The following is a 24,043-nucleotide window of genomic DNA, read 5'->3' as shown; positions in this document are numbered from 1 at the left end:
TCCTGCGGGCCGGCGATCAGGGTCGATCGGCGTCCGCGGGCGCGAGGCCCGCTCCATTCTCCCGTGCCCAGTCGGCCACCGCGGACTCGGCGGCGAGCAGCGCGTTCTCGACGACCTCGGTGACGGCCGGGTGCGGCCAGTACTGCGCACGCGCGAGGCCGGTGACCCGGTGGCCGAGGCTCGCCGCCGTGAGGAGCGGCTGGATCAGGGCCGCGGAGTCGGAGCCGATGATGTGCGCCCCGAGGAGCGTGCCGCCGTCGCGCGGATCCACCACGAGCTTGCAGAACGACGTCGTGTCCTCGAGCGCCCAGCCCCACGCGGTGGACGAGTAGGGCTGCTCGATCGTGACGACGGGTCCGGCCTCGCGCGCCTCGGCCTCGGTGAGGCCGAACGAGCCGATCTGCGGGCGCGAGAAGACGGCCTGCGGCACGGGTCCCGGTGCGCCGCCGGTGAGGTCGTCCGGGTGCAGCAGGTTGTGCTGCACGACGCGGGCCTGGTGGTTGGCCACGTGCTTGAGCTGGTGGTCGGCGCTGATGTCGCCGAGCGCGAAGACGCCGGGCACGGGCTCGCCGTCGGCGAGCACGCGCTGCCGGGCGTCGACGACGATGCGTCCGTCGTCGTGCAGGTCGTAGCCCGCGTTCGCCACCGCGAGCGTGTCGGTGTTGGGGACGCGGCCGAGCGCGACCAGCACGGCCTCCGTCTCGACCAGGTGGCCGGATGCGAGGCGCGAGCGGAGCACGTCGCCGTCGCGCTCTATCTCCTCGACCTCGCAGTCGGTGATGACGTCCCACTGCGTGCGGGCGAGCGTCGTGAAGCGCGTGGACACGTCCTGGTCCAGGTTGCCGAGGAGGTGCGCGGAGCGGGCGACCTGGGTCACGTGCACGCCCAGGTGGCTGAAGACGTGCGCGAACTCGGCCGCGACGTAGCCGCCGCCCACGATGAGGAGCGAGGCGGGGAGCTCGGCGATGCGCATGATCGAGTCGGAGTCGTGGATGTCCGGGTCCGGCGCGTAGACGGCCGGCAGCGGGCGGGGACGGGAGCCCGCCGCGAGCACGATGCGGTCCGCGATGATGCGCTGGCCGCTCGCCGAGACGAGCACGCCGGGAGACTCGAAGCCGACGCTCTCGCGCAGCAGCGTGACGTTCTCCATGCCGCTCTCGCGCCACTCGCGGCCGCCCTCGCTGATCGCGTCGATGCGCCCGAAGACGCGGGCCCGGATCGCGGGCCAGTCGACGGCGTCGACCGAGGCGCGGATGCCGAGGGTCGCCGCATCGCGCGTCCCGGCCGCGACGTCGGCCACATGCACGAGCATCTTCGTGGGGATGCACCCCGCGTTGAGGCAGGTGCCGCCGAAGTGCTCGCCGTCGTCGACGAGCAGCACGCGCTGGTCGGCGAAGCGCTCGTCGACGATCGAGTTGCCGGATCCGGCCCCCACGATCACGAGGTCGTAGCGCTCGTCCGCCTGCTGGTCCTGGTCCTGGTCCGTCATCTCGCGGCTCATCTCCTACGTCTCGACGACCGCGAGCAGGTCGCCCGCGTCGACCTGCTGGGTGGTGGGGACCGCGAGGCGCGCGACGCGGCCCGCGACGGGCGACGTGATGGCCGCCTCCATCTTCATCGCCTCGATCGACGCGACGGCCTGGCCGGCGGCGACGACCTGGCCCTCCTCGACCTTGAGCGTGACGACGCCGGAGAACGGCGCCGACACGTGGCCGGGCACCGCGGGGTCGCCGCGCTCGGCCGCGGTCGTGGTGACGGCGATGCCGCGGTCGCGCACGAACACGGGGCGGAGCTGTCCGTTCATGACGACCATGACGGTGCGCATCCCCGACTCGTCGGCGTCACCCACGGCCTCGAGCCCGATGAGGACCTCGACGCCGCGGCTGATCCGCACCGCGTGCTCCTGCCCCGGGCGGAGGCCGTGCAGGTAGTCGTCCGTGTCGAGCACGGAGAGGTCGCCGAAGAGCTCGCGGATGGTCTCGAACCGCTCGGTCGGCTGCGGGAAGAGCAGGCGGTTGAGCGTGCGCCGCCGCTCGGCGCCCGGGATCCCGAGCGCCTGCCGGTCCGCGGGCGACAGCGGCGTGACGCCGATGCGCACGTCCCGGCCCTGGAGCACGCGCGTGCGGAAGGGCTCGGGCCAGCCGCCCGGCAGGTCGCCCAGCTCGCCGGCCATGAAGCCGATGACCGAGTCGGGGATGTCGTAGTCCTGCGGGTTCCGCTCGAAGTCGGCCGGGTCGGCCTTCGCCGCCGCGAGCTGGAGGGCGAGGTCGCCGACCACCTTGGACGACGGCGTGACCTTGGGGATGCGCCCGAGGATCCGGTCGGCCGCGGCGTACATGTCCTCGATGAGCTCGAAGTCGTCGGCGAGCCCCAGCGCGATCGCCTGCTGCCGGAGGTTCGACAGCTGGCCGCCCGGGATCTCGTGCCGGTACACACGGCCGGTCGGACCCGGCAGGCCGGACTCGAAGGGGCGGTAGAGGCGGCGCACGGCCTCCCAGTACGGCTCGAGGTCGCTCACGGCGTCGAGCGACAGGCCCGTGTCGCGCTCGGTGTCGGCGAGGGCGGCGACGAGGGCGGACGCGGACGGCTGGCTCGTGGTGCCGGACATGGGGGCGCTCGCGACGTCGACCGCGTCGGCCCCGGCGCGGCTGGCCGCGAGCAGCGTGGCGAGCTGGCCGCCCGCGGTGTCGTGCGTGTGCACGTGCACCGGCAGGTCGAACTCGCGGCGGAGCGCCGTGACGAGCCGCTCGGCGGCGGTCGGCCGGAGGAGCCCCGCCATGTCCTTGATCGCGAGGATGTGCGCGCCGGCGGCGACGCTCCGCTCCGCGAGGCCGAGGTAGTAGTCGAGCGTGTACAGGTCCTCGGCCGGATCCAGCAGGTTGCCGGTGTAGCAGAGCGCGACCTCGGCGACCGTGGTGCCGGTGGCGAGCACGGAGTCGATGGCGGGGCGCATCCGCTCGACGTCGTTGAGCGCGTCGAAGATGCGGAAGACGTCGACGCCCGTCGCGGCCGCCTCCTGGACGAACGCGTCGGTGACCTCCGCGGGGTACGGCGTGTAGCCCACGGTGTTGGCGCCGCGGAGCAGCATCTGGATCGCGACGTTCGGCAGGGCCTCGCGCAGCGCCGCGAGCCGCTCCCACGGGTCCTCGCCGAGGAAGCGCAGCGCCACGTCGTAGGTCGCGCCGCCCCACGCCTCGACGGAGAGGAGCTCGGGCGTCGTGCGCGCGACGTACGGGGCGACGGCCACCAGGTCGCGGGTGCGCACGCGCGTCGCGAGCAGGGACTGGTGGGCGTCGCGGAAGGTCGTCTCGGTGACCGCGAGGGCGGTCTGCGCGCGCAGGGCGTCCGCGAAGCCGCGCGGGCCGAGCTCGAGCAGGCGCTGGCGGGATCCGGAGGGCGCCGGCTGGCCGAGGTCGACGGCGGGCAGCTTGTCGGCCGGACGGACCACCGCGGTGCGCGGCCCGTTCGGCTGGTTGACGGTCACGTCGGCGAGCCAGTTGAGGATCTTCGTGCCGCGGTCCTTCGAGACGTTGCTGCGCACGAGCCCCGGCCGCTCGTCGATGAACGACGTGCTGATGTCGCCCGCCTGGAAGTCGGGGTCGTCGAGCACGCCCTGCAGGAAGGGGATGTTCGTGGAGACGCCGCGGATCCGGAACTCGGCCAGCGCGCGCTTCGCCCGCGTGACGGCCGTCGGGAAGTCGCGCCCGCGGCAGGTGAGCTTCGCGAGCATCGAGTCGAAGTGCGGGCTGATCTGCGCGCCGGTCGCGACCGTGCCGCCGTCGATGCGGATCCCTCCGCCGCCCGGCGAGCGGTACGTCGTGATCTTGCCGGTGTCGGGCCGAAACCCCTGGGCCGGGTCCTCGGTCGTGATCCGGCACTGGAGCGCCGCGCCGTGCAGCACGACGTCCTCTTGGCGGAGGCCCAGCTCGGCGAGGGTCTCCCCCGCGGCGATGCGCATCTGGGACTGCACGAGGTCGACGTCCGTGACCTCCTCGGTGACGGTGTGCTCGACCTGGATGCGCGGGTTCATCTCGATGAACACGTGCTGGCCCGCGCGCGGGCCGTCGGTGTCGAGCAGGAACTCGACCGTGCCGGCGTTCACGTAGCCGATGCTCCGGGCGAACGCGACGGCGTGCGCGTGCATGGCGTCGCGGACGGCCGGGTCCAGGTTCGGAGCGGGCGCGATCTCCACGACCTTCTGGTGCCGGCGCTGCACCGAGCAGTCGCGCTCGAAGAGGTGCACGGTCTCGCCCGTGGCGTCGGCCAGGATCTGCACCTCGATGTGCCGGGGCCGGAGCACCGCCTGCTCGAGGAACATGGTCGGGTCGCCGAAGGCGCTCTCGGCCTCGCGCATCGCCGCCCGGAGCGCCTCCTCGAGGTCCTCCCGGCGCTCGACGCGCCGCATCCCGCGACCGCCGCCGCCCGCGACGGCCTTGGCGAAGATCGGGAACCCGATCGCCTCGGCCTGCTCGAGCAGGAGGTCGACGTCCGTGGACGGCGGCGTTGACGCGAGGACCGGGACGCCCGCCGCGGTCGCGTGCTCCTTCGCCGTCACCTTGTTGCCGGCCATCTCCAGAACGCCCGCGTCGGGGCCGATGAAGACGATGCCGTTGGCGGCCGCGGCGCGCGCGAGGTCCGGGTTCTCGGAGAGGAATCCGTAGCCCGGGTAGATGGCGTCGGCGCCGCTCTCGAGCGCCACGCGGATGATCTCGTCGACGTCGAGGTACGCCCGGACGGGATGCCCCTCCTCGCCGATCGGGTACGCCTCGTCCGCCTTCAGCCGGTGCAGCGAGTGCCGGTCCTCGTGCGGATAGACCGCCACGGTGCGGGCGCCGAGCTCCACGGCGGCCCGGAACGCGCGGATCGCGATCTCCCCGCGATTGGCGACGAGGATCTTCTCGAACATGGCGGGGCCTCTCGTCGGCGGGCTTCGGGACGCGCGCGTTTAGGTCTTCCCAGAGTATCGACGGTAGCCTCTCCCACGTGCATGTACTGAGCGTCAGCTCCCTCAAGGGGGGCGTGGGAAAGACCACAGTGACCCTGGGACTGGCGTCCGCCGCCTTCTCCCGCGGCTTGAGGACCCTCGTGGTCGACCTCGATCCGCAGGCCGACGTGTCGACGGGCATGGACATCCAGGTCGCCGGCCACCTCAACGTGGCCGACGTCCTCGCCTCCCCCAAGGAGAAGATCGTCCGCGCGGCCATCGCGCCCAGCGGCTGGACCAAGGGCCGCACCGGCACCATCGACGTCATGATCGGCAGCCCGTCCGCCATCAACTTCGACGGCCCGCACCCCAGCATCCGCGACATCTGGAAGCTCGAGGAGGCGCTCGCGAACGTCGAGGCCGACTACGACCTCGTGCTCATCGACTGCGCGCCCTCGCTCAACGCCCTCACGCGCACCGCGTGGGCGGCCAGCGACCGGGTCACCGTCGTCACCGAGCCCGGCCTCTTCTCGGTCGCCGCCGCCGACCGGGCGCTCCGCGCCATCGAGGAGATCCGCCGCGGGCTCTCCCCGCGCCTGCAGCCCCTCGGCATCATCGTCAACCGGGCCCGCGTCCAGTCGCTCGAGCACCAGTTCCGCATCAAGGAGCTCCGCGACATGTTCGGCCCGCTCGTGCTGAGCCCGCAGCTGCCCGAGCGCACGTCCCTCCAGCAGGCGCAGGGCGCCGCGAAGCCGCTGCACGTGTGGCCGGGCGAGAGCGCGCAGGAGATGGCGCGCAACTTCGACCAGCTGCTGGAGCGCATCATGCGCACGGCGAAGATCGGCGACTACGCGGAGAACACCGCGCGCTGATCGGGTCCCCCCGACCGCCTGCCCCGCTGCGCGACGCGCGCCGAGGCATGAGCGCGCTTCGCATCAGCCTTGCCATGCGTCGGAGGTGGCGCCCGGCTCGGTCCGGAGACGCGGACGAGGCGTGCCGGCTCAGGAGGCCTTGACGGCGCGACGAGCGGCGAGCTCGTCGGTGGGATCCACGGTCTGCGTGTCGATCTCGACGAGGGAGTGCTCCACCTCGCGGAGGACCTTGCCGACCGCGATGCCGAACACGCCCTGGCCGCGGCTCACGAGGTCGATGACCTCGTCGTTGCTGGTGCAGAGGTAGACGCTGGCGCCGTCGCTCATGAGGGTGGTCTGCGCGAGGTCGACGACGCCGGACTCGCGGAGCTGGTTCACGGCGGTGCGGATCTGCTGCAGGGAGATGCCGGTGTCGAGGAGGCGCTTGACGAGCTTCAGCACGAGGATGTCTCGGAAGCCGTACAGGCGCTGGGTGCCGGAACCGGACGCCCCGCGGACGGTGGGCTCGACGAGGCCGGTGCGGGCCCAGTAGTCGAGCTGGCGGTAGGTGATCCCCGCGGCCCGGGCGGCGACGGCGCCGCGGTAGCCCGCGCTCGCGTCCATCTCGGGGAGGCCGTCGGTGAAGAGCAGACCGAGGTCGTAGCGCCCGGAGTCCGGGGTGGAGTCGCTCATCGTTCTGCCTTCCACCCCTCGGCGCTGGCCCCGGTGGGGTCCGTGCGCTGCTCGGGTCGGTTCGTCGGGATCGTGTTCTCACGGTAGCGGGGCCCGCGGGCCCGATCAACGACATCCGGCGGAAGCGCCCGGCGTGTCGTCCCGGCCCTCCACCGCGCCCCCGCGGGGGGCGCGCATCGACCGGTCCCGACGGGCCCCTCCGTCGTGCGGACGGCCCCGTGCGGACACGTCAGTCTACGTGCCGCGCCCGGCCGGCCGAGCGCGTTCGAGACGAGAGGCGACCGAGCGTGGACCCGGCACCAGCGCGACCTCAGGACGAGAGGCGGCCGAGCGCGGACCCCGGCACCAGCGCGACCTCAGGACGAGAGGCGGCCGAGCGCGGACCCCGGCACCAGCGCGACCTCAGGACGAGAGGCGGCCGAGGGCGGAGCGGATGAGGCTCCCCCGCACGACCTCGAGCTGCGTGGCGATCTCCCGCGCGAGCTCGGCGGCGTGGGCACGGCTCGAGGCGTCGCGACGCCGGGACACGGGCACGAGGGCCGACTCGATGAGGCTCAGCTCGCGCTCCGCCGCCTGGCGGAAGCCGCGGAGGTGGCGCGGGTCGATGCCGGTGCGCTGCAGCTCGACGAGCGCGCGCATCACCTGCACGGCCTCCTCGCCGTAGACCTCCGCCGGCATGAGCACCCCGGCCGTGATGGCGTCGCCGAGGAGCGGGGCCGTGGCGCCGGACTCGCGGACGAGCTCGGCGCGGCTGTACCGCCGCTCCTGGTCGAGCATGGACACGTGCGGGACGGGCGTGCCGCCGGGGAGCGCGGGCGACAGCCCGGCGTCGAGGTCGTGCAGGTAGGAGCGGATGACCTTCAGCGGCAGGTAGTGGTCCCGCTGCATCCCGAGGACGGTGCGGAGGCGCTCCACGTCCGCGGGGCTGAACTTGCGGTAGCCGGACTCCGTGCGGGACGGCTGGACGAGCCCCTGCTCCTCGAGGAAGCGGAGCTTGCTGTTGGTGAGGTCGGGGAACTCCGGGGTGAGGCGCGCGAGCACCTGCCCGATGCTGAGGAGTCCGGGGGTGCGGGCTGGCGTCGACCGGGCGGCGGACGCCGGCACTACTCGATCGTCCGGCCGACGAGGTCGGTGCGCGACGCGTAGAACGTGAGGCGGAACTTGCCCACCTGCACCTCCGCGCCGTCCTGAAGGAGCGCGGTGTCGATCCGCACGCCGTCGAAGTAGGTGCCGTTGAGCGAGCCGAGGTCCTTGACCTGGAACGACGTGCCCTCGCGGACGAACTCCGCGTGACGGCGGGACACGGTCACGTCGTCGAGGAAGATGTCGGCGTCGGGGTGGCGGCCGGCGACCGTCACGTCCGCGTCGAGCAGGAAGCGCGCACCCTGGTTCGGGCCGCGTCGGACGACGAGGAGGGCGGATCCCGACGGGAGCGCCGTGACGGCGTCCTTCTCCTCCGCAGAGACGGCTCCGTCGAGGCCCGCGAGAGCCGCTCCGAGCTCATCGCGGAAGGTGGCCGTGGTGTCCGTGCTCGTGTACTGCTCGGGCACGCGCGTGGCGCCGTGACCCTCTTCGCGTCCATCCATGGTCGTACCTCCTGTGACCTGACAGCGTAACGGATCGGACACGGCCGGGACCACGGCGGGCGGCACCCGGGCGTGGCCCCGGTCCCCGTCAGCGGGCGGCGGCGCGGGGCCCGTCGCCGAGCTCGCCTGACCGCGTGACGTCGGCCTCCAGGGCCTCGGCCGGAGCCTCCAGCTCGCCCTCGTGCTCCGTGCCCATGCTCTTCTCGTCGAACGGGTCGCCGCCGCCGAGGACCAGGGCGACGCGGTCGGCGTCGATGCCGCGCGTCCAGGTGCCGATGAGGAGCGTCGCGACGGCGTTGCCGGTGAAGTTCGTGAGCGCGCGCGCCTCCGACATGAACCGGTCGATGCCGACGATGAGGCCGACGCCGTCCACGAGGTCCGGGCGGTGGGACTGGAGGCCGCCCGCGAGGGTGGCGAGGCCGGCGCCCGTGACGCCCGCGGCGCCCTTGGACGCGATGATCATGAACACCAGCAGCGACACCTGCTCGCCGATGGCCAGCGGGCTGCCGAGCGCGCTCGCGATGAACAGCGACGCCATCGTGAGGTAGATGGCCGTGCCGTCGAGGTTGAACGAGTAGCCCGTGGGCACTGTGATGCCGACGACGGGCTTGGAGACGCCCACGTGCTCCATCTTCGCGATGAGGCGGGGCAGCGCGACCTCCGACGAGGACGTGGACACGATGAGCAGGTACTCGCGGCCGAGGTAGCGCATGAGCTTGAAGATGCTGACGCGGGCGACGAACCAGAGGAGCGTGCCGAGCACCACCACGATGAACAGCGCGCACGTGATGTAGAAGCCGATCATGAGGGTCGCGAGGCTGATGACGGCCTGGAACCCGGTGGCGCCGACGACCGCGGCGATGGCGCCGAACGCACCGAGCGGGGCGACCCACATCACCATGCTGAGGATGCGGAACACGAGGATCTGGATGTTGCGGATCCCCTCGAGCACGGGCTCGCCGCGCTTCCCGAGCTGCTGCAGCGCGAAGCCGACGAGGAGCGCGACGAACAGCGTCTGCAGGATGCTGCCCGAGGTGAGCGACGACAGCAGGGACGTGGGGATGATCGAGAGCAGGAAGTCCGTCTCCCCCGCCGCCTCCGTCGAGCCCTCCGGCGCGCGCAGGCCGCTGAGGTCGAGGCCCTCGCCCGGGTGGATGAGGTTGCCGACCACCAGGCCGATCGCGAGCGCGAAGGTCGACATGACGATGAAGTAGAGGAGCGCGAGCCCGCCGACCCGGCCGACCGTCGCGGCCTTCGCCACGGATCCGACGCCGAGCACGATGGTGCAGAAGATGATGGGCGCGATCATCATCTTGATGAGCGCGACGAACGCGTCGCCCACGGGCTTGAGCGCGACGCCGGTCTCCGGGGCGACGAGCCCGACCGTGACGCCGAGGATCACCGCGACGATGACGGCGATGTAGAGGTAGTGCTGGCGGTCCAGGCGACGGAGCGCGGCGATGGGGTTGGTCATGGGACGTCCTTGTCTCGTGAGCGGCGCCGGCGCACGGGTGCGCCAGGCGGTCCTCGTCAGGATGACCCACGCGCGGGGGCGCCCTCGCGTTGTGTTCATAATGTTCCTGCCGGGTGCCGGCCGCGGACGCGAGGAGGCAGCATGGCCCGACGCGCGCTCGCCGACCGGGTCCGCCGCTCGCCCGTGGGCCTCCCCCGCGGGATCGCCGCCCGGCTCCTCGTGGTCCAGCTCGCGGTCCTCGTGCTGGTCGCCGTCGTGGCGACCGCGGCCCTGTGGGCCGACTCCCGCCAGCGCGCCGAGCAGGCCGCCGCCGACCGGAGCCTCGCGGTCGCGACGACCGTGGCCGACTCGCCGCGGGTGGCGGAGGGGCTCGCGTCCGCGGATCCCACGGGCGCCCTCCTCGACTACTCGCGCGACGTGACGCGCGACACCGGCGTCGACTTCGTCACGATCATGGACCGCGACACCGTGCGCGTGACCCACCCGGACCCGGACGAGATCGGCCGGAGGTACCTGGGCACCACGGGCCCCGCGCTCGCCGGGCGGTCGATGACCGAGACCTTCACCGGGACGCTCGGGCCGAGCGTCCGCGCGGTGGTGCCGGTGCGCGACGCGGACGGCGGCATCGTCGGGCTGGTCGCCGCCGGCGTCACCGTCGACCGCGTCACCGAGGTGCTCGGCGCGCGCCTCCCCGGCCTCGTCGGCACGGTCGGGGCGCTCGCGCTCCTGCTCGCGGCCGGGGCGGTCCTCCTCAGCCGGTCGCTCGAGCGCACCACCTGGGGGCTCGGGCCCGAGGAGATGGCGCGCATGCTCGCGTACTACGAGTCGGTATTGCACTCGGTCGGCGAGGGGATCGTGCTCGTCGACCGCGACCGGCGGCTCGTGCTCCACAACGACCAGGCGGCCGAGCTGCTCGACCTCGAGCTGGATCCCGCCACGGGTCCCGTCGAGGTCCGCGCGCTGGGGCTGCCGCCCGCGATCGAGCGGCTGCTCGTGGCGGGGACGACGGCCGACGAGGTCGTGCACCTCCCGAGCGGACGCGTCCTCGTGGTGACGCAGCGGCCGGCGCTCCCGACCGGCCGCACCGGGAGCGCCGCGCGGCTCGGCACGGTGACGACGCTGCGGGACCGGACGGAGATCCAGCGCCTGTCGGGCGAGCTCGCGACGCTGCGGACGCTCTCGGACGCCATGCGCGCGCAGACGCACGAGTTCGCCAACCGGCTGCACACGATCGTCTCGCTCATCGAGCTGGAGCGGCCGCGTGAAGCGCTCGACCTCGCGGCGTCGGAGCTCGAGACGGACCGGCGCGCGTCGGAGGGCGGGCTGGCGGAGGACGCGGATCCCGTCGTGCGGGCGCTCGTGCGCGGCAAGACGGCGCAGGCGGCGGAGCGGGGCGTGGAGCTGACCGTGCACGTGGCCGACGGGACGGGCGATCCCGGCGTCCCCGCGACGGAGCTCGTGACGATCGTCGGGAACCTGGTCGACAACGCGATCGACGCGGCGGCGGACCCGTCGGTCGCGACGGCGCGCGGGGCGGACCGCGGGCGCGTGGAGCTGTCGCTGTCGCGGACGGACGGGGGCGGGCTCGTCGTCGAGGTGGCGGACGACGGGCCGGGCGTGGATCCGGCGGTGCGGCCGCGCGTGCTGGAGTTCGGGATCACGACGAAGGCGGGGGATGCCGGGCCGCGCGGGGTGGGGCTCGCGCTCGTCGCGCGCTCGGCCGAGCGGCTCGGCGGGCGGGTCGAGGTGGGCGACGCCGACGCTCCGCTGGGCGGGGCGCGCGTGCGCGTCGAGCTGCCCGCGGATGCGGCCGCGCGCTCCGTGGACGGGGCCGACGCGGCCCGGGATCCCGACGGCGCGGGCGCTCGCGACGGCGGGGTGCGCGCGTGATCCGCGTGCTGGTCGTCGACGACGACGTGCTGACCGCGGAGGCCCACGCCCTCTACGTCGGCCGGCTCGACGGCTTCGAGGTGGCCGGTGTCGCGCACACGGGCGGCGAGGCGCTGCGGCTCGTCGCCGAGGCGGGGCCCGACGGGATCGACCTGGTGCTCCTCGACATGACGCTGCCCGACGTGCACGGCCTCGAGGTCTGCCGGCGGCTGCGGGCGGCCGGGCGCGCGACCGACGTCGTGGCGGTGACCGCCGTGCGGGACCAGGCCGTGGTGCGCAGCTCGGTGACGGCGGGGATCGTGCAGTACCTCATCAAGCCGTTCACGTTCGCGGCGTTCGCCGAGAAGATGGCGGCGTACGTCGGATACCGCGAGGGCCTCGGCGCGGGCAGCGGCAGCACCACGCAGCTGCAGGTCGACCGGGCTCTCGCGGCCCTCCGCTCCCCCGCGTCGGACGCCCGGCTGCCCAAGGGGATGTCGACCGAGACGCTCGACCTCGTGCGCGGGATCGCCCGCCGCGACGGGTCCGCGACCGGCGGCCAGGAGGGCGTCTCGGCCGCGGAGGTGTCCGGCGCGCTCGACGTGTCGCGCGTGACCGCGCGCCGGTACCTCGAGTACCTCGCCGACGTCGGCCAGGTGGAGCGCGTGCCGCGCTACGGGACGCCCGGCCGGCCGGAGCTCGGCTACCGCTGGACGAGCTGACGCACCGTACGGCACGGGACCGGCGTCCGCGACCCCGGCGCCGGATCCGCCGGGACCCGTGACGATGTCGCCGCCTCGTGCGAGTCTCGGGTCATGAGACGCACGATCCTCCCGCCGTACCTGCTGACCCGCCTCGCCGAGGCCGACCCGGACCGCATGGCCGCCGCCCGGCAGGCCGCGCGGCGCGCGCTCCGCGACCAGGGGCCGCTCATCCACGACCGCCGCGGGCCGGGCGCCGCTCCCGACGCGTCGGCGCTCGCGGAGCGGGACCCGTCGGGGATCCACCGCACGATCTCGGACGCGGGGAACCGCGAGGAGCTGCCCGGCCGCACGGTGCGCGTCGAGGGCGCGCCCGACACGGGCGACGCCCAGGTCGACGAGGCCTACGCGGGGCTCGGCGCCACCTACGCCCTGTTCTCGGAGGTGTACGGCCGGGAGTCGCTCGACGACCGCGGGCTGCCCCTGCTCGCGACCGTGCACTACGGCGAGGAGTACGACAACGCGTTCTGGGACGGCACGCGCATGGTCTTCGGCGACGGGGACGGCGAGGTCTTCGCGCCGTTCACGCGCTCGCTGACGGTCATCGGCCACGAGCTGGCGCACGGGGTCACCGAGCTCACGCTCGGCCTCGTCTACCAGGGCCAGTCGGGCGCGCTCAACGAGTCCATCTCCGACGTGTTCGGCGTGCTCGTGGAGCAGCACGCGCTCGGGCAGACCGCGGACGAGGCGACCTGGCTCGTCGGCGCCGAGCTCTTCCTCGAGCGGTCGACGGGGCTCGCGCTGCGGTCGATGCGCGCGCCCGGCACCGCGTACGACGACGACGTGCTCGGGAAGGACCCGCAGCCCGGGCACATGGACGACTACGTGGAGACGCAGGAGGACAACGGCGGCGTCCACATCAACTCGGGGATCCCGAACCGGGCGTTCTTCCTGGCGGCCACCGCGATCGGCGGCGAGGCCTGGGAGGGCGCCGGACGCGTCTGGTACGACGTGATCGAGTCGGGCGCCGTCCGGGCCGACGCCGACTTCGAGGCCTTCGCCCGCGCCACGATCGCCGCGGCGTCGGCGCGATACGGTGAGGGCGCGTCCGAGGTCGCCGCGGTCCAGGCGGCGTGGGAGGGCGTCGGGATCGAGGTCTAGGTGGAGATCGCCGTGTCGCGCACGGGCGGGGTGGCGGGCATGACCCGCACCTGGTCGGTGCGCGTGGACGACGGATCCGACGAGCGGGGCGACTGGAGCGCGCTCGTCGACGCGTGCCCGTGGGACGACCCCGCACCGCCGTCGCCCGGCGCGGACCGCTTCGTGTACCTCGTGCGCGCGGGCGACCGGGAGGCGCGGCTCGGCGAGGCCGCGGTCGACGGTCCCTGGCGTCGGCTCGTCGACCGGGTGCGCGACGCGTCCCGTGAGAGCCTCGGAGGATGACGCCGCCTCCCTTCGACGACGACCGCTACGGACAGGACGTGCTCGCCGCCGGCTGGCGCGGGCCCGCGAAGAAGGCCCCGCGGCCGCAGGACGCGACGCGCGACCTCGTCGTCGAGGAGCTGTCCACCGGGTTCTGCGGCGCGATCGTCCGCGTCGAGTCCGGCATGGTCGTGCTGGAGGACTTCCGCCGGAAGCAGCGCACCTTCCCGCTCGGCGGATCCTTCCTGCTCGAGGGTGAGCCCGTCGCGCTCCGCGTGCCCCGCGCCGCGCCGCGGGGGCCGGCCCGCACGGCCTCCGGGTCGCTCGCCGTCGCCGACCGGCAGGCCCGCGTCGCGCTGCCCAGCCGGATCTTCGTCGAAGGCCGGCACGACGCCGAGCTGGTGGAGAAGGTGTGGGGCGAGGACCTCCGCATCGAGGGCGTCGTCGTCGAGTACCTCGAGGGCGTCGACCACCTCGACGACGAGCTCGACCGGTTCCGCCCCGGGAAGGGCCGCCGCGTGGGCGTGCTCGTCGACCACCTCGTGCCCGGATCCAAGGAGAGCCGGATCGCGGAGGCCGTCGCCCGCGGACCGCACCGCGCGCACGCGCTCGTCGTCGGGCACCCGTACGTCGACGTGTGGCAGTCGGTGAAGCCCGCGCGGCTGGGCCTCCGGGAGTGGCCGGTCATCCCCCGGAACGTCGAGTGGAAGCACGGCATCTGCGCCGCGCTCGGCTGGCCGCACGCCGAGCAGGCGGACATCGCCCGGGCGTGGCAGCGGATCCTCGGCCAGGTGCGCTCGTACCAGGACCTGGAGCCCGCGCTCCTCGGCCGGGTGGAGCAGCTCATCGACTTCGTGACGGATCCCGCGGGCCGGTAGCGCCCGGCACCGCGGCGCCGCGGGTCAGGCGGGCGCCGCCGCCGTGTCGCCGATCCGCACGCGCACCGGCAGCACGACGCTCGCGGGCGCCCGGCCCGCGAGCAGCTCGCCGACCATGCGTCCGGCGCGCACCCCGCGGTCGTGCAGCGGCTGCTCCACGGTCGTGAGGCGGCGCTCGAGCCACGGCAGGTGGGCGCCGTCGAAGCCCGTGACCGTGAGGTCCTCGGGCACGCGCAGCCCCCGTGCGGCGGCCGCCCGCAGCGCGCCCGCGGCGAGCATGTCGTTCTGGGCGAGGATCGCCGTCGGCCGCGACGGCAGGTCGAGCAGCACGCCCGCGGCCGCCTCCCCCGCCTCGAGGTCCCGCCCGCCGGCCTCCACGCGGACCGCGTCGGGGAAGACGCTCCGCGCGGCGCGGAGCCGCTCGCGGATCGTGCGGTTGACGATCGCCTCGAGCTCGCGGCCGACGGGGACCACGGGTCCGGGCGGGCCGTCCTCCTCGATCCGCGTGGTGCGCATCAGCACGGCGACCCTGCGGTGGCCGAGGGCCCGCACGTGCCGGGCGAGCTCGCCCATGCCGCGGGCGTCGTCGATGTCGACCACGGCGACGCCGTCGCCATGGGGGCCCTCGACGCCGACCATGGGGATCCGGCGCGCGCGCAGCCCGGGGAGGAGCGCGTCCACCTCCTCGCCGCGGGTGAGGAAGACCACGGCGTCGACGGGCATGCCCTCCAGCAGGGGCGCGGATCCGTCCCGCGGCTCACGCCGACCCGGCAGCAGCAGCTGGCCGACGTCGAGGTCGTCGAGCGCCTCGCTGAGGCCCGCCATGGTCGCGAGCGCGACCGGGTTCTGGAAGGCCCGGCGGATGCTGCCCGCCACGACGACGCCCACGATGCCCGAGCGGCCGCTCTTCAGGGACCTGGCCGTGGGATCCGGCCCGGCGTAGCCGATGCTGGCGGCGGCCCGCAGGATCCGGGCGCGCGTGGCCGGCGTGATCGAGCCGGTGCTGCGGTACGCGAGCGACGCCGTGGAGGTGGAGACGCCCGCGAGGGCGGCCACGTCGGCGAGCGTCACGGAGGTGCGCGGCGAGTTCCTCCTCATGCGCCTCACCCTATTCATCGGGCGTCGGCCGCCGGGCGCGTTCGCCGCCGGGGAGCCCGATCGCCACGCCGCGTTCACTCCCGGGCCACCGTCGGCACGCACCATCGAAACGATGCGATCCGCATCGCTCCCCCGAGCAGAAGGACACCCGACCCGTGATCCCCCGCCGTCACCTCCTCGCCCTCGCCGCCGCCGCGTCCACCGCGGTCGCGCTCGCCGGCTGCGCTCCCACCACGAGCACGCAGGCCCAGGCCCAGAACCACGCCGTCACCGACGCATCGGGCACCGCCCGCGTCTTCATCTCCGGCGACACCAACGTCAAGGCCCTCTGGGACGACGGGATCATCCCCGCGTTCGAGAAGGCGAACCCCGGCGCCAGCGTCACCACGACGCTCGACCTCCACGGCGAGCACGACGCGCAGACCATGGCCACGCTCACGAGCGCGGTGCAGGGCGGGACCGACCCCGGCTACGACCTCATCGACGCGGGCTTCACCGCGGCGGCCGGCACCGGCGGCCTCCTCGCGCCCGTCTCGGCCGACACCATCCCGAACCTCGCCACCGTCCCCGACTCGACCGTGCAGGCCGGCGGCGGCTTCGGGATCCCCTACCGCGCCTCCTCCGTGCTGCTCGCCTACGACTCCACGAAGGTGCAGACCCCGCCGAAGACCCTCGCGGACCTGCTCTCGTGGATCCAGGCCAACCCCGGCCGGTTCGCCTACAACTCCCCCTCCACCGGCGGATCCGGCGCGGCCTTCGTCACGACCGTCCTCGACACGCACGTCGACGACGCCACCCGCGAGAAGATGACGACCGGCTACGACCAGTCGCTCGAGGGCGCGTGGGACGCGGGCTTCGACGAGCTCAAGGGCCTGAACGCCTCCATGTACCAGGGCGGCGTCTACCCCAACGGCAACAACCAGGTGCTCGACCTGCTCGGCACGGGCGCCATCGAGATGGCCCCCGTCTGGAGCGACCAGGTCATCACGGCGCAGAAGTCGGGCACGCTCCCGTCCACCGTCAAGTACGCGCAGATCTCCGACCCGGCCTTCACCGGCAGCGCGTCCTTCCTCGGCATCCCGAAGACGGCCGAGCACGCGGACGTCGCGCAGGAGCTCGCCGACTACGTGCTCTCCGCCGAGGGCCAGGCGATCATCGCGAGCACCATCGCGGGCTACCCCGTGATCTCGCTCGACCAGGTGCCCGAGGACCTCGAGGACCAGTTCGCCTCGGCCGACCCGTCGACGCTCCGGCCCAGCTACTACAGCAAGATGGCGTCGGACATGTCGAACCTGTGGGACCAGAAGGTCCCCGGGCAGTGACGGCCGTCCGGACCGCGGCGCCCGCCGCACCGGCCGTGCGCGCGCGGCGGGTCTCCCCGGAGGCCCGCCGCGCCGGCGTGGGCCTCGCGCTCGCCCTCCCGCCGGCGCTCCTGCTCGCGGTCTTCGTCGGGATCCCCGTCGTGCTCGCGATCGGCTTCAGCCTCGGGCACACGGGCGGGCTCAACAGCACGATCGCGACGATCGGCCTGGGCACGCGCACGGCGACGAGCTGGTGGGGCACGTTCGACGCCTACGTCGACGTGTTCACCGACCCGCGCTTCCTCCGCGACCTCGGCGTGACGGTGCTCGTGACCCTGGTGTCCACTGCGATCGTGATCGCCCTGTCGCTCGCGATCGCGCTCAACCTCCGCCTGCGCGGCGGCCGGCTCGCGTCGGTCTTCGCCGGGCTCGCGATCGTGCCGCTGTTCATCCCCGTCGTCATCGCCTCGTGGGCGATCCTCACCTTCTACTCGGGCGACGGCTTCGTCCGCACGGTGTTCGCGCTGGTCGGCCTCGAGGGGCCGACCTGGGGCTACACGACCGTCGCGGTCGTGATCGGATCCGTCTGGACGAGCCTGCCGTTCGCCACGCTCATGGCGACGAGCGGCGTGCAGGCCATCCCCGACGCCATGATCGAGGCGGCGCGCGACGCGGGTGCGTCGACGAGGGCCATCGTCACGCGCGTGCTCGTGCCGCTCGCGGCGATCCCGCTCGTCATCGCGACGACGTTCACGGCGATCGGCGTGCTCGGCTCCTTCACGGTGCCGTACTTCACGGGCCCGAACGCGCCCAGCATGCTCGGCGTCGACATCTCGAAGTACTTCACGGGCTTCAACCACCCGCAGGAGTCGATCGTCATGGCGATCGTGGTCTTCGTCCTCGCCTCCGGCATCGCGTTCCTCTACGTCCGGGCGAACTTCCGGTCCGCGAAGAAGGAGGGCCGGGTCTGATGCGCGCGCTCCTCTCCGCCCGCGGGTGGATCCAGGCGGCCCTGTTCGCGGTCGTCGCGGTGTTCATCCTCGGCCCGCTGCTCTGGCTCGCCGCGCACGCCTTCGCGACGAGCTGGGACTACCCGAGCCTCGTCCCCGCCGGCCTCACGCTCGACTGGTGGCGCGTCGTGTTCGAGGACGCCGAGCTCGCCGCGGCCGTCCGCAACTCGCTGTACTTCGCACCCATCACGGTGCTCGTGTCGGCCGTGGTGTGCCTGCCGGCCGCCTACGCGTTCTCGCGGTTCTCGTTCCCCGGCCGGCGGATCCTGCTGGTGGGCCTGTTCGCCACCAACGCGTTCCCCAAGATGGGGCTCTTCGTGTCGATGGCGTCGCTGTTCTACGGGCTGCACCTCATGAACACCGTGACGGGCATCGTCATCGTGCAGCTCATCGGCACGATCGTGTTCATGACCTGGATCCCGGCGGCCGCGTTCAGCGCCGTGCCGCGGAGCCTCGAGGAGGCCGCGCGCGACGCGGGCGCGGGGCGCATCCGCACGTTCCTGCACGTGACCCTGCCGCTGGCGCTGCCCGGGATCCTCGTGGCCGTGCTCATGTCGTTCCTCGCCGCGTTCGACGAGGCGCAGGGCACGTACCTCGTGGGCGCCCCCGCCTACATGACGATGCCGACCGAGATGTACTCGCTCGTCCTCAACCACCCGAAGCAGGTCGCCGCCGTGTTCGCGATCCTCCTCTCCGTCCCCTCCGTCGCCCTCCTCCTGCTCGCCCGCCGCCACATCATGGGCGGGCGTCTGGCCGAGGGCTTCCAGATCCGTTAGGCCGGCCATGACCGCATCCGCTCCATTCACCACGATCGCCGCCCCGCCGCGCGCTCACGACGACGTCACGGCGACGGCCGCCCCGTCCGGCCTCGTCGTCGCCGGGCTCTCCAAGGACCTCGGCGGCCGCACCATCGTCGACGACCTCCACCTCGACGTCGCGCGCGGCGAGCTCGTCGCGCTCCTCGGCCCGTCGGGCTGCGGCAAGACCACGACGCTGCGCATGATCGCCGGGTTCCTCGAGCCCGACCGCGGATCGGTCGTGATCGACGGCCGCGACGTCACCGCCGCCGGCCCCGACCGGCGGCCGAGCGCGATGGTGTTCCAGAACTACGCGCTCTGGCCGCACCTCAGCGTGTTCAAGAACGTGGCCTTCCCGCTCACGCTGCGGAAGCTGCCCAAGGACGAGGTCGCCCGCCGGGTCATGGCGGCGCTCGAGACCGTGAACCTCGCGCACCACGCGCACTCGCGGCCCGCCCACATCTCCGGCGGCGAGCAGCAGCGCGCGGCGCTCGCCCGCGCGATCGTGCAGGAGCCCGACCTGCTGCTGCTCGACGAGCCGCTGTCGAACCTCGACGCCAAGCTGCGCGTGAAGGTGCGCGAGGAGATCCGCGACATCCAGCAGCGGCTGGGGATCACGACCGTCATGGTCACGCACGACCAGGACGAGGCGCTCGCCATCTCGGACCGCGTCGCCGTGATGCACCAGGGCCGCATCGAGCAGGTGTCGGCGCCCACGGAGCTGTACGCCCGGCCGCGGACGCTCGTGGTCGCGTCGTTCATCGGCAGCATGAACCTGCTGCCCGCGCCGCGCCTCGCGGGCACGACGCCCGAGACGCTCACGGCCGGGCCGCCGGCGGCCTTCGTGCCGACCTCGGCCGACGCCGACGTGTGGGCCGTCCGCCCCGAGGACGTGGCCTACGCGCCGCGCGGCACCCGGCCCGCCGACGACGCCACCTCCGTGGTCGTCCGCCGGGTGCTGCCGCACGGCCACTTCCAGGAGCTCGTGCTCGACGCCGGCGGCGTGGAGGTGCGTGCGCTCGTCACCGGATCCGCGCCCGCGGTCGGCGAGGCCGGCACCGTGACGCTCCGCGAGGTACGGCACTACCGCGACGGGATCCTCGTGCCGGAGCGCGCCGCGGCCGCGTCGGCCCCGCCCGCGCCCGCCGCGCCTGTCGAGCCCGTCGCGCCCGCCGGCGCGGACGCCGCCCGATGACCGCCGCCACCGCCCACCGCGGCGACTCCTCCCGGCACCGCGAGAACACGCTCGCCGCGATCCGCTCGGCGGCCGACGCCGGCGCCCGCACGGTCGAGGTGGACGTGCACGTCACCCGTGACGGCGGCGTGGTGCTCCTCCACGACGACACGCTCGAGCGCCTCTGGGGCGTCGACGCGCGGGTCGCGGACCTCGACCTCGCCGACGTGCGGGCGCTCGGCGGCGGCGAGCTGCGGATCCCGCTGCTGGCCGAGGCGCTCGAGCTCCTCGCGGGCACCGACGTCGAGCTCGTGATCGACATGGCGGCCGGGGATCCCGCCGCCGCCGCCCACGCGGTCGTCGCCGCGGCCCCCCGCACGCCGCGCGTCGCCTGGTGCGGGCACGTCGACGGCATGCGCACGATCCGTGAGCTCGATCCGTCCGCCGTGATCTGGCTGCCCTGGGCCGACCACCGGCCGCCCACCGCGGACGACCTCGCCGAGCTCCGGCCGGCGGTCGTCAACATGCCGCACCTCGTCGTCGGCCGCGCGCTCGTGGACGCCGTGCACGCGCTGGGCGCCGCCGTGGCCGCCTGGACCGTCGACGATCCCGCGCAGATGGAGTGGCTCGCGGCGATCGGCGTCGACGCGATCACGACCAACGAGCTGCCGACGCTCCTCGACGTGCTCGCGCGGCGCGCGGAGGATCCCGCCGCCGCCGACGCCCGGGCCACCGCGCCCGCCGCCGAGCGCACCCGGGCCCGTGCCGCCGCGCGCGACCTCGCCGCGCGCGCGATGCACCACGTCCGATCGCACGCGGTCGGCCCGGTCACAACGAAGGCGAACCCCGCCGACCACGTGACGGAGGTCGACCGGGCCGTCGAGCGCGACGTGCGCGCGGTCGTCGCCGCCCAGTTCCCGCACCACGTGCTCGTGGGCGAGGAGTACGGCGGCGAGGCCGTGCCCGGCCGACCGTGCTGGTACCTCGACCCGGTCGACGGCACCGCGAACCTCGCGAACGGCGTGCCCTGGACGAGCTTCTCGCTGGCCCTCGTGGTCGACGGCGAGCCCGTCGTGGGCGTCGTCGCGGATCCCTGGCGCGGCACGGTCGTCGAGGCCGCCGCGGGCGAGGGCGCCTGGTCCGCCGGCGCGCGCCTCGACCTCGCGGCGGCGCCGGGCGGCGTCCACGCGCCCGACGCGGATCCGCTCCGCGGCCGCATGGTGAGCACCGAGCTCGCGGGGCACGCGCCCTGGCCCGGGATGCTGCCGCTGCTCGACGCGCTCGCCGAGCGGTGGTGCACCCTGCGGATCATGGGATCCGGCACCCTCACGGTCGCCGGCGTCGCGCTCGGCCACGGGGTCGGCGCGGTGATCGGGTCCTTCGGCCCGGTCGACCACCTGGCGGCGACGCTCATCGTGCGCGAGGCGGGCGGCGTGGTGCTCGACGCGGATGGGGAGGACACGCTCTTCCCGGCATCAGGCGGCGTGCTCGCGGCCCGCGACCGGCCGACCGCCGAGGCCCTGCACGCGCTCTGGCGCACCGGGATCGTCGACGCGGCGTCCGCCGCGCTGCCGGCGGACGCGACGACGTCGTCGGTCCCCGCCCCGGCGGGCTAGCCCGCGTCGCGGTCCGCGCGCGCGTCGAGCAGCGCGCGGATCCGACCAGGCCCGAGCACGCGCGCGCCGAGCTCCTCGACGCGCCCGACGAGGCCGCGGTCGGCCGTGACCACCACGACCTCGCGGCCGGCATCCCGGGCGGCGCCCGCCACGCGCACGATCTCGCCGTCGCCGTCCGACGGCGCCGTGACCACGGCGACGCCGGGCGCGCGGAGCGTCGGCTGGGCGAGATCCGCGCGGGGCGCCGCGGGCAGCGACGCCGCGCGCGCATCGCCCTCCACGACGGCCACGACGTCCGGCCACCTGACGTCGCCCGGCAGGCCGAGGTCGGCGGCGGGCACGCCGTCGCGCGCCATCAGGTCGAGCTCGGCGAGGAGACGGGAGGTGGATCCGGCGCGGTCGCGCCACCAGCCGTCCGGTCGGGAGCCGAGCAGGTTGGCCGTGTCGACGACCAGCGTGACCTCGCGCGCCAGCTCGGCGCGCAGCATCGGCCACGCCCCGCCGAAGCCCGGGTGCAGCTCGAGGCCGTCGACCTCGTCGACCGGGACCCAGCGCAGCTCGATGCTCTCGGCGTCCGCGACGCGCGGCGCGAACGGGCGGTGGACGCGGGCGGTGACGGTCGTGTAGCTCCAGAAGCCGAGGTCGAGCACGGTGGCGAGCACCGGCCGGATCCCCCCGGGCGGCACCCCGGCCTCCTCGGCCGCCTCGCGGGCGGCGCCGTCGACCGCGGACTCGCCCTGGTGTCGCGCCCCGCCGGGCAGGCCCCACGTGCCGCCGTGGTGGCTCCACGCGACGCGGTGCTGCAGCAGCACCCCGCGATCCGGGTCGTGCACGAGCAGGCCGGCGGCGCCGAACGCGCCCCAGAACCGCTGGCCGTCCGGGCCCTCGACCCACGCGTCGCCGCTGTCGCGATGCGCCCCGCGCGGGGGCTCGGGCGGGCGCTCGGCGGTCATGGATCCACCATCTCACGGGCACCTTCGATAGCGTCGGTGCATGTCGTGCATCAGGTTCACCACCGCCGCGCAGCTCGAGGCCCTGCACCGGACCGCGCCCGCCGTCCTCACCGCGGAGCAGGCCGCGGCGCTCCATCCCGCGCCCGAGGTCACGCCGAGCAAGATCCGCCGGCTGCGCCTGCTCGCCGAGCACCGCGACCCCAAGGTGCGGGAGAGCGTGGCGAGCAGCCTGCACGCGCCGCTCGACGTGCAGCAGGCGCTCGCGCGGGACGCCGACGAGGGCGTCCGCGCGTGCCTCGCCCGCAACTCCGCCGCGCCGGCCGCCGTGCTCTCGATGCTCGTGGGCGACACCTCGGAGCGCGTGCGCTCCTGGCTCGCCGTCAACGACGCGACGCCGCGAGCCGCCGTCGCGATGCTCGAGTGCGACGAGTCGCCCGCGGTCCGCGACCTGCTGCGCTGGCGCGAGGCCCACATCGAGACGCCGGCCGAGCCGGAGCCCGCGGAGGTCGTCGCGCGCTGACCCGCCGGGCGTCGACCCGGCACGCATCACCCGGCCGGCGTAACCCTGCAGGCGTCACGCGCTGCGCGTCAGGCCCTCCCCTCCGCCACGTCGCGGGCCTTGGTGGTGCTCCGCCGGTCGCCGGGGTAGTGCACGGGCCGCATGCCGAGCACGATCTTGCCGCGCGCGTGCCGGCGCTCGAGGTCGTCGAACGCGTCCTGCACCTCGGCCAGCGGGTAGAAGCCGGAGACCAGCACGTCGACCTCGCGCTTCGCGGCGAGCTCGGCGACCGTCGCAAGCGTGCGGGAGCGGTGCACGTCGTCCTCGTCCACCGGCGGCAGGACGGCCTCGAGCTCGAGCTCGCGGCGGTCGTCGCTCGAGCTGAAGCGCTTCCCGGCCACGCCCAGCTCCTCGGCCACGTGCTCGCCGCCGCCGAAGTTGTCGACGAAGCCCTGCACGCCGTTCGGGGCGGCCGCGCGGATCCGGTCGGCCAGGCCGTCGCCGTAGACGACGGGGGTGACGCCGATCTGGCGCAGGTAGTCGAAGTTGCGCTCGCCGCAGGTGCCGATGACGCGGGCGCCGCGCCGCATGGCGAGCTGCGCCTCGATGCTGCCGACGCCGCCGGCCGCCGCGGTGACCACGAGCGTGTCGCCCTCGCCGACCGTGACGGCGTGCAGCACGTCGTGCGCGACGAGGCCGGCGAGGAACAGGCCCCCGGCGACCTCCCACGGGAGCTGCGCGGGCTTCAGGACGACGTTGCCCGCGGGCACGACCACGTGCGTCGCGTGCGCCGCCATCACCGTGTGGCCGAGGACGTCCTGGCCCTTCCGGAACCGGGTGACGCCCTCGCCGACCGCGGCGACGCATCCGGCGAAGTCGCTGCCCTGGCCGTTCGGGAACGCCGTCGGCACCTCGTCGGGGAAGCGCCCCTGGCGGATGTACGCCTCGATGTGGTTGATGCCCGCCGCGAAGACCTCGACGAGCACCTCCCCGGGGCCGGGCGACGGGCGCGGCACCTCGACGACCTCGAGGACGTCGACGCCGCCGAAGGACCCGAACTGCACCTGCTGGCTGGTGGATCGCGATGAAGGGCTCATGCGCGTCATCCTGCCGCTCCCGGCCGCGACGCGCGAGGGGACGGAGCCGATCGTGAGACCTCGTTCGTAGACTGGACGCGGCCGGCATGCCAGGAGCCGG

21 protein-coding genes are annotated in these 24,043 nt (G+C 74.4%); 12 read left to right on the top strand and 9 right to left on the bottom strand.

Going from position 1 to position 24,043, the window contains the following annotated elements; all coding sequences use genetic code 11:
- Window positions 1–16: 16 nt before the first annotated feature.
- Window positions 17–1,489, bottom strand: a complete 1,473-nt coding sequence (locus BFL37_RS01250) for a mycothione reductase (protein ID WP_086513389.1) — start codon at window positions 1,487–1,489, stop codon at window positions 17–19.
- Window positions 1,490–1,504: 15 nt separating this feature from the next.
- A complete protein-coding gene (locus BFL37_RS01245) occupies window positions 1,505–4,906 on the bottom strand; it encodes a pyruvate carboxylase (RefSeq protein WP_086513363.1) in 3,402 nt (1,133 codons plus the stop codon).
- Window positions 4,907–4,983: 77 nt separating this feature from the next.
- Between BFL37_RS01245 and BFL37_RS01240 the strand changes: the two genes are divergently transcribed.
- Complete coding sequence (locus BFL37_RS01240) at window positions 4,984–5,796, top strand: ParA family protein (protein ID WP_086513362.1); 813 nt, start codon at window positions 4,984–4,986, stop codon at window positions 5,794–5,796.
- A 129-nt stretch (window positions 5,797–5,925) separates the two neighbouring features.
- Here BFL37_RS01240 and BFL37_RS01235 read toward each other — a convergent pair whose 3' ends face one another.
- The 4 genes from BFL37_RS01235 to BFL37_RS01220 all read right to left on the bottom strand — a co-directional run bounded on the left by BFL37_RS01235 (window position 5,926) and on the right by BFL37_RS01220 (window position 9,528).
- The gene (locus tag BFL37_RS01235; protein ID WP_012038569.1) at window positions 5,926–6,468 is read right to left on the bottom strand and encodes a MerR family transcriptional regulator; all 543 of its coding nucleotides are present in this window, start codon (window positions 6,466–6,468) and stop codon (window positions 5,926–5,928) included.
- 402 nt (window positions 6,469–6,870) lie between these two features.
- Window positions 6,871–7,572 (bottom strand): transcriptional regulator FtsR, encoded by a 702-nt coding sequence (ftsR, locus tag BFL37_RS01230; protein WP_086513361.1) that lies wholly within the window; start codon window positions 7,570–7,572, stop codon window positions 6,871–6,873.
- On the bottom strand, window positions 7,572–8,054 hold the full coding sequence (locus tag BFL37_RS01225; protein ID WP_086513360.1) for an FHA domain-containing protein: 483 nt from the start codon (window positions 8,052–8,054) through the stop codon (window positions 7,572–7,574). Before BFL37_RS01225 ends, ftsR begins: the two co-directional genes overlap by 1 nt.
- Before the next feature lie 88 nt (window positions 8,055–8,142).
- A complete protein-coding gene (locus tag BFL37_RS01220) occupies window positions 8,143–9,528 on the bottom strand; it encodes a cation:dicarboxylate symporter family transporter (protein WP_086513359.1) in 1,386 nt (461 codons plus the stop codon).
- Between the two features lie 141 nt (window positions 9,529–9,669).
- Here BFL37_RS01220 and BFL37_RS01215 point away from each other — a divergent pair, with 141 nt between their 5' ends.
- The 5 genes from BFL37_RS01215 to BFL37_RS01195 all read left to right on the top strand — a co-directional run bounded on the left by BFL37_RS01215 (window position 9,670) and on the right by BFL37_RS01195 (window position 14,398).
- On the top strand, window positions 9,670–11,418 hold the full coding sequence (locus BFL37_RS01215; RefSeq protein WP_241533806.1) for a sensor histidine kinase: 1,749 nt from the start codon (window positions 9,670–9,672) through the stop codon (window positions 11,416–11,418).
- On the top strand, window positions 11,415–12,119 hold the full coding sequence (locus BFL37_RS01210) for a response regulator (protein ID WP_086513358.1): 705 nt from the start codon (window positions 11,415–11,417) through the stop codon (window positions 12,117–12,119). Before BFL37_RS01215 ends, BFL37_RS01210 begins: the two co-directional genes overlap by 4 nt.
- Before the next feature lie 93 nt (window positions 12,120–12,212).
- Window positions 12,213–13,259 (top strand): M4 family metallopeptidase, encoded by a 1,047-nt coding sequence (locus tag BFL37_RS01205; RefSeq protein WP_086513357.1) that lies wholly within the window; start codon window positions 12,213–12,215, stop codon window positions 13,257–13,259.
- Window positions 13,260–13,541, top strand: a complete 282-nt coding sequence (locus tag BFL37_RS01200; RefSeq protein ID WP_086513356.1) for a protealysin inhibitor emfourin — start codon at window positions 13,260–13,262, stop codon at window positions 13,539–13,541.
- Entirely contained in the window at window positions 13,538–14,398 is an 861-nt protein-coding gene (locus BFL37_RS01195; protein WP_086513355.1) for a DUF3097 domain-containing protein, read from the top strand. The genes BFL37_RS01200 and BFL37_RS01195 overlap by 4 nt, the downstream gene beginning before the upstream one ends.
- A gap of 24 nt (window positions 14,399–14,422) precedes the next feature.
- Here BFL37_RS01195 and BFL37_RS01190 read toward each other — a convergent pair whose 3' ends face one another.
- Window positions 14,423–15,496 (bottom strand): substrate-binding domain-containing protein, encoded by a 1,074-nt coding sequence (locus tag BFL37_RS01190; RefSeq protein WP_086513354.1) that lies wholly within the window; start codon window positions 15,494–15,496, stop codon window positions 14,423–14,425.
- Between the two features lie 155 nt (window positions 15,497–15,651).
- On the opposite strand from BFL37_RS01190, the gene BFL37_RS01185 reads away from it, so the two are divergent.
- From BFL37_RS01185 to BFL37_RS01165, 5 genes are read left to right on the top strand one after another with little or no spacing between them, the layout of a single operon-like run.
- A complete protein-coding gene (locus tag BFL37_RS01185; protein ID WP_086513353.1) occupies window positions 15,652–16,818 on the top strand; it encodes an extracellular solute-binding protein in 1,167 nt (388 codons plus the stop codon).
- Entirely contained in the window at window positions 16,815–17,768 is a 954-nt protein-coding gene (locus tag BFL37_RS01180) for an ABC transporter permease (RefSeq protein ID WP_086513352.1), read from the top strand. Before BFL37_RS01185 ends, BFL37_RS01180 begins: the two co-directional genes overlap by 4 nt.
- Entirely contained in the window at window positions 17,768–18,583 is an 816-nt protein-coding gene (locus tag BFL37_RS01175; protein WP_086513351.1) for an ABC transporter permease, read from the top strand. The genes BFL37_RS01180 and BFL37_RS01175 overlap by 1 nt, the downstream gene beginning before the upstream one ends.
- 7 nt (window positions 18,584–18,590) lie before the next feature.
- Complete coding sequence (locus BFL37_RS01170; RefSeq protein WP_086513350.1) at window positions 18,591–19,799, top strand: ABC transporter ATP-binding protein; 1,209 nt, start codon at window positions 18,591–18,593, stop codon at window positions 19,797–19,799.
- Window positions 19,796–21,394 carry an inositol monophosphatase family protein gene (locus BFL37_RS01165; protein ID WP_086513349.1) on the top strand — a complete coding sequence of 533 codons (1,599 nt, stop codon included), beginning with the start codon at window positions 19,796–19,798 and terminating at the stop codon, window positions 21,392–21,394. Before BFL37_RS01170 ends, BFL37_RS01165 begins: the two co-directional genes overlap by 4 nt.
- Here the strand turns inward: BFL37_RS01165 and BFL37_RS01160 are convergent.
- Window positions 21,391–22,347: an NUDIX domain-containing protein gene (locus tag BFL37_RS01160; protein WP_086513348.1), complete on the bottom strand. Its 957-nt coding sequence runs from the start codon at window positions 22,345–22,347 to the stop codon at window positions 21,391–21,393. The two genes, BFL37_RS01165 and BFL37_RS01160, sit on opposite strands and share 4 nt — an antisense overlap.
- Window positions 22,348–22,387: 40 nt before the next feature.
- Here BFL37_RS01160 and BFL37_RS01155 point away from each other — a divergent pair, with 40 nt between their 5' ends.
- The gene (locus tag BFL37_RS01155) at window positions 22,388–22,867 is read left to right on the top strand and encodes a hypothetical protein (protein ID WP_086513347.1); all 480 of its coding nucleotides are present in this window, start codon (window positions 22,388–22,390) and stop codon (window positions 22,865–22,867) included.
- 68 nt (window positions 22,868–22,935) lie between these two features.
- Here BFL37_RS01155 and BFL37_RS01150 read toward each other — a convergent pair whose 3' ends face one another.
- Window positions 22,936–23,943: an NADP-dependent oxidoreductase gene (locus tag BFL37_RS01150; protein WP_241533804.1), complete on the bottom strand. Its 1,008-nt coding sequence runs from the start codon at window positions 23,941–23,943 to the stop codon at window positions 22,936–22,938.
- Between the last annotated feature and the right edge of the window lie 100 nt (window positions 23,944–24,043).

The organism is Clavibacter michiganensis (genome assembly GCF_002151125.1).
Lineage (GTDB): Bacteria > Actinomycetota > Actinomycetes > Actinomycetales > Microbacteriaceae > Clavibacter > Clavibacter michiganensis_C.
This window is presented reverse-complemented; position numbering and strand designations above follow the sequence as displayed.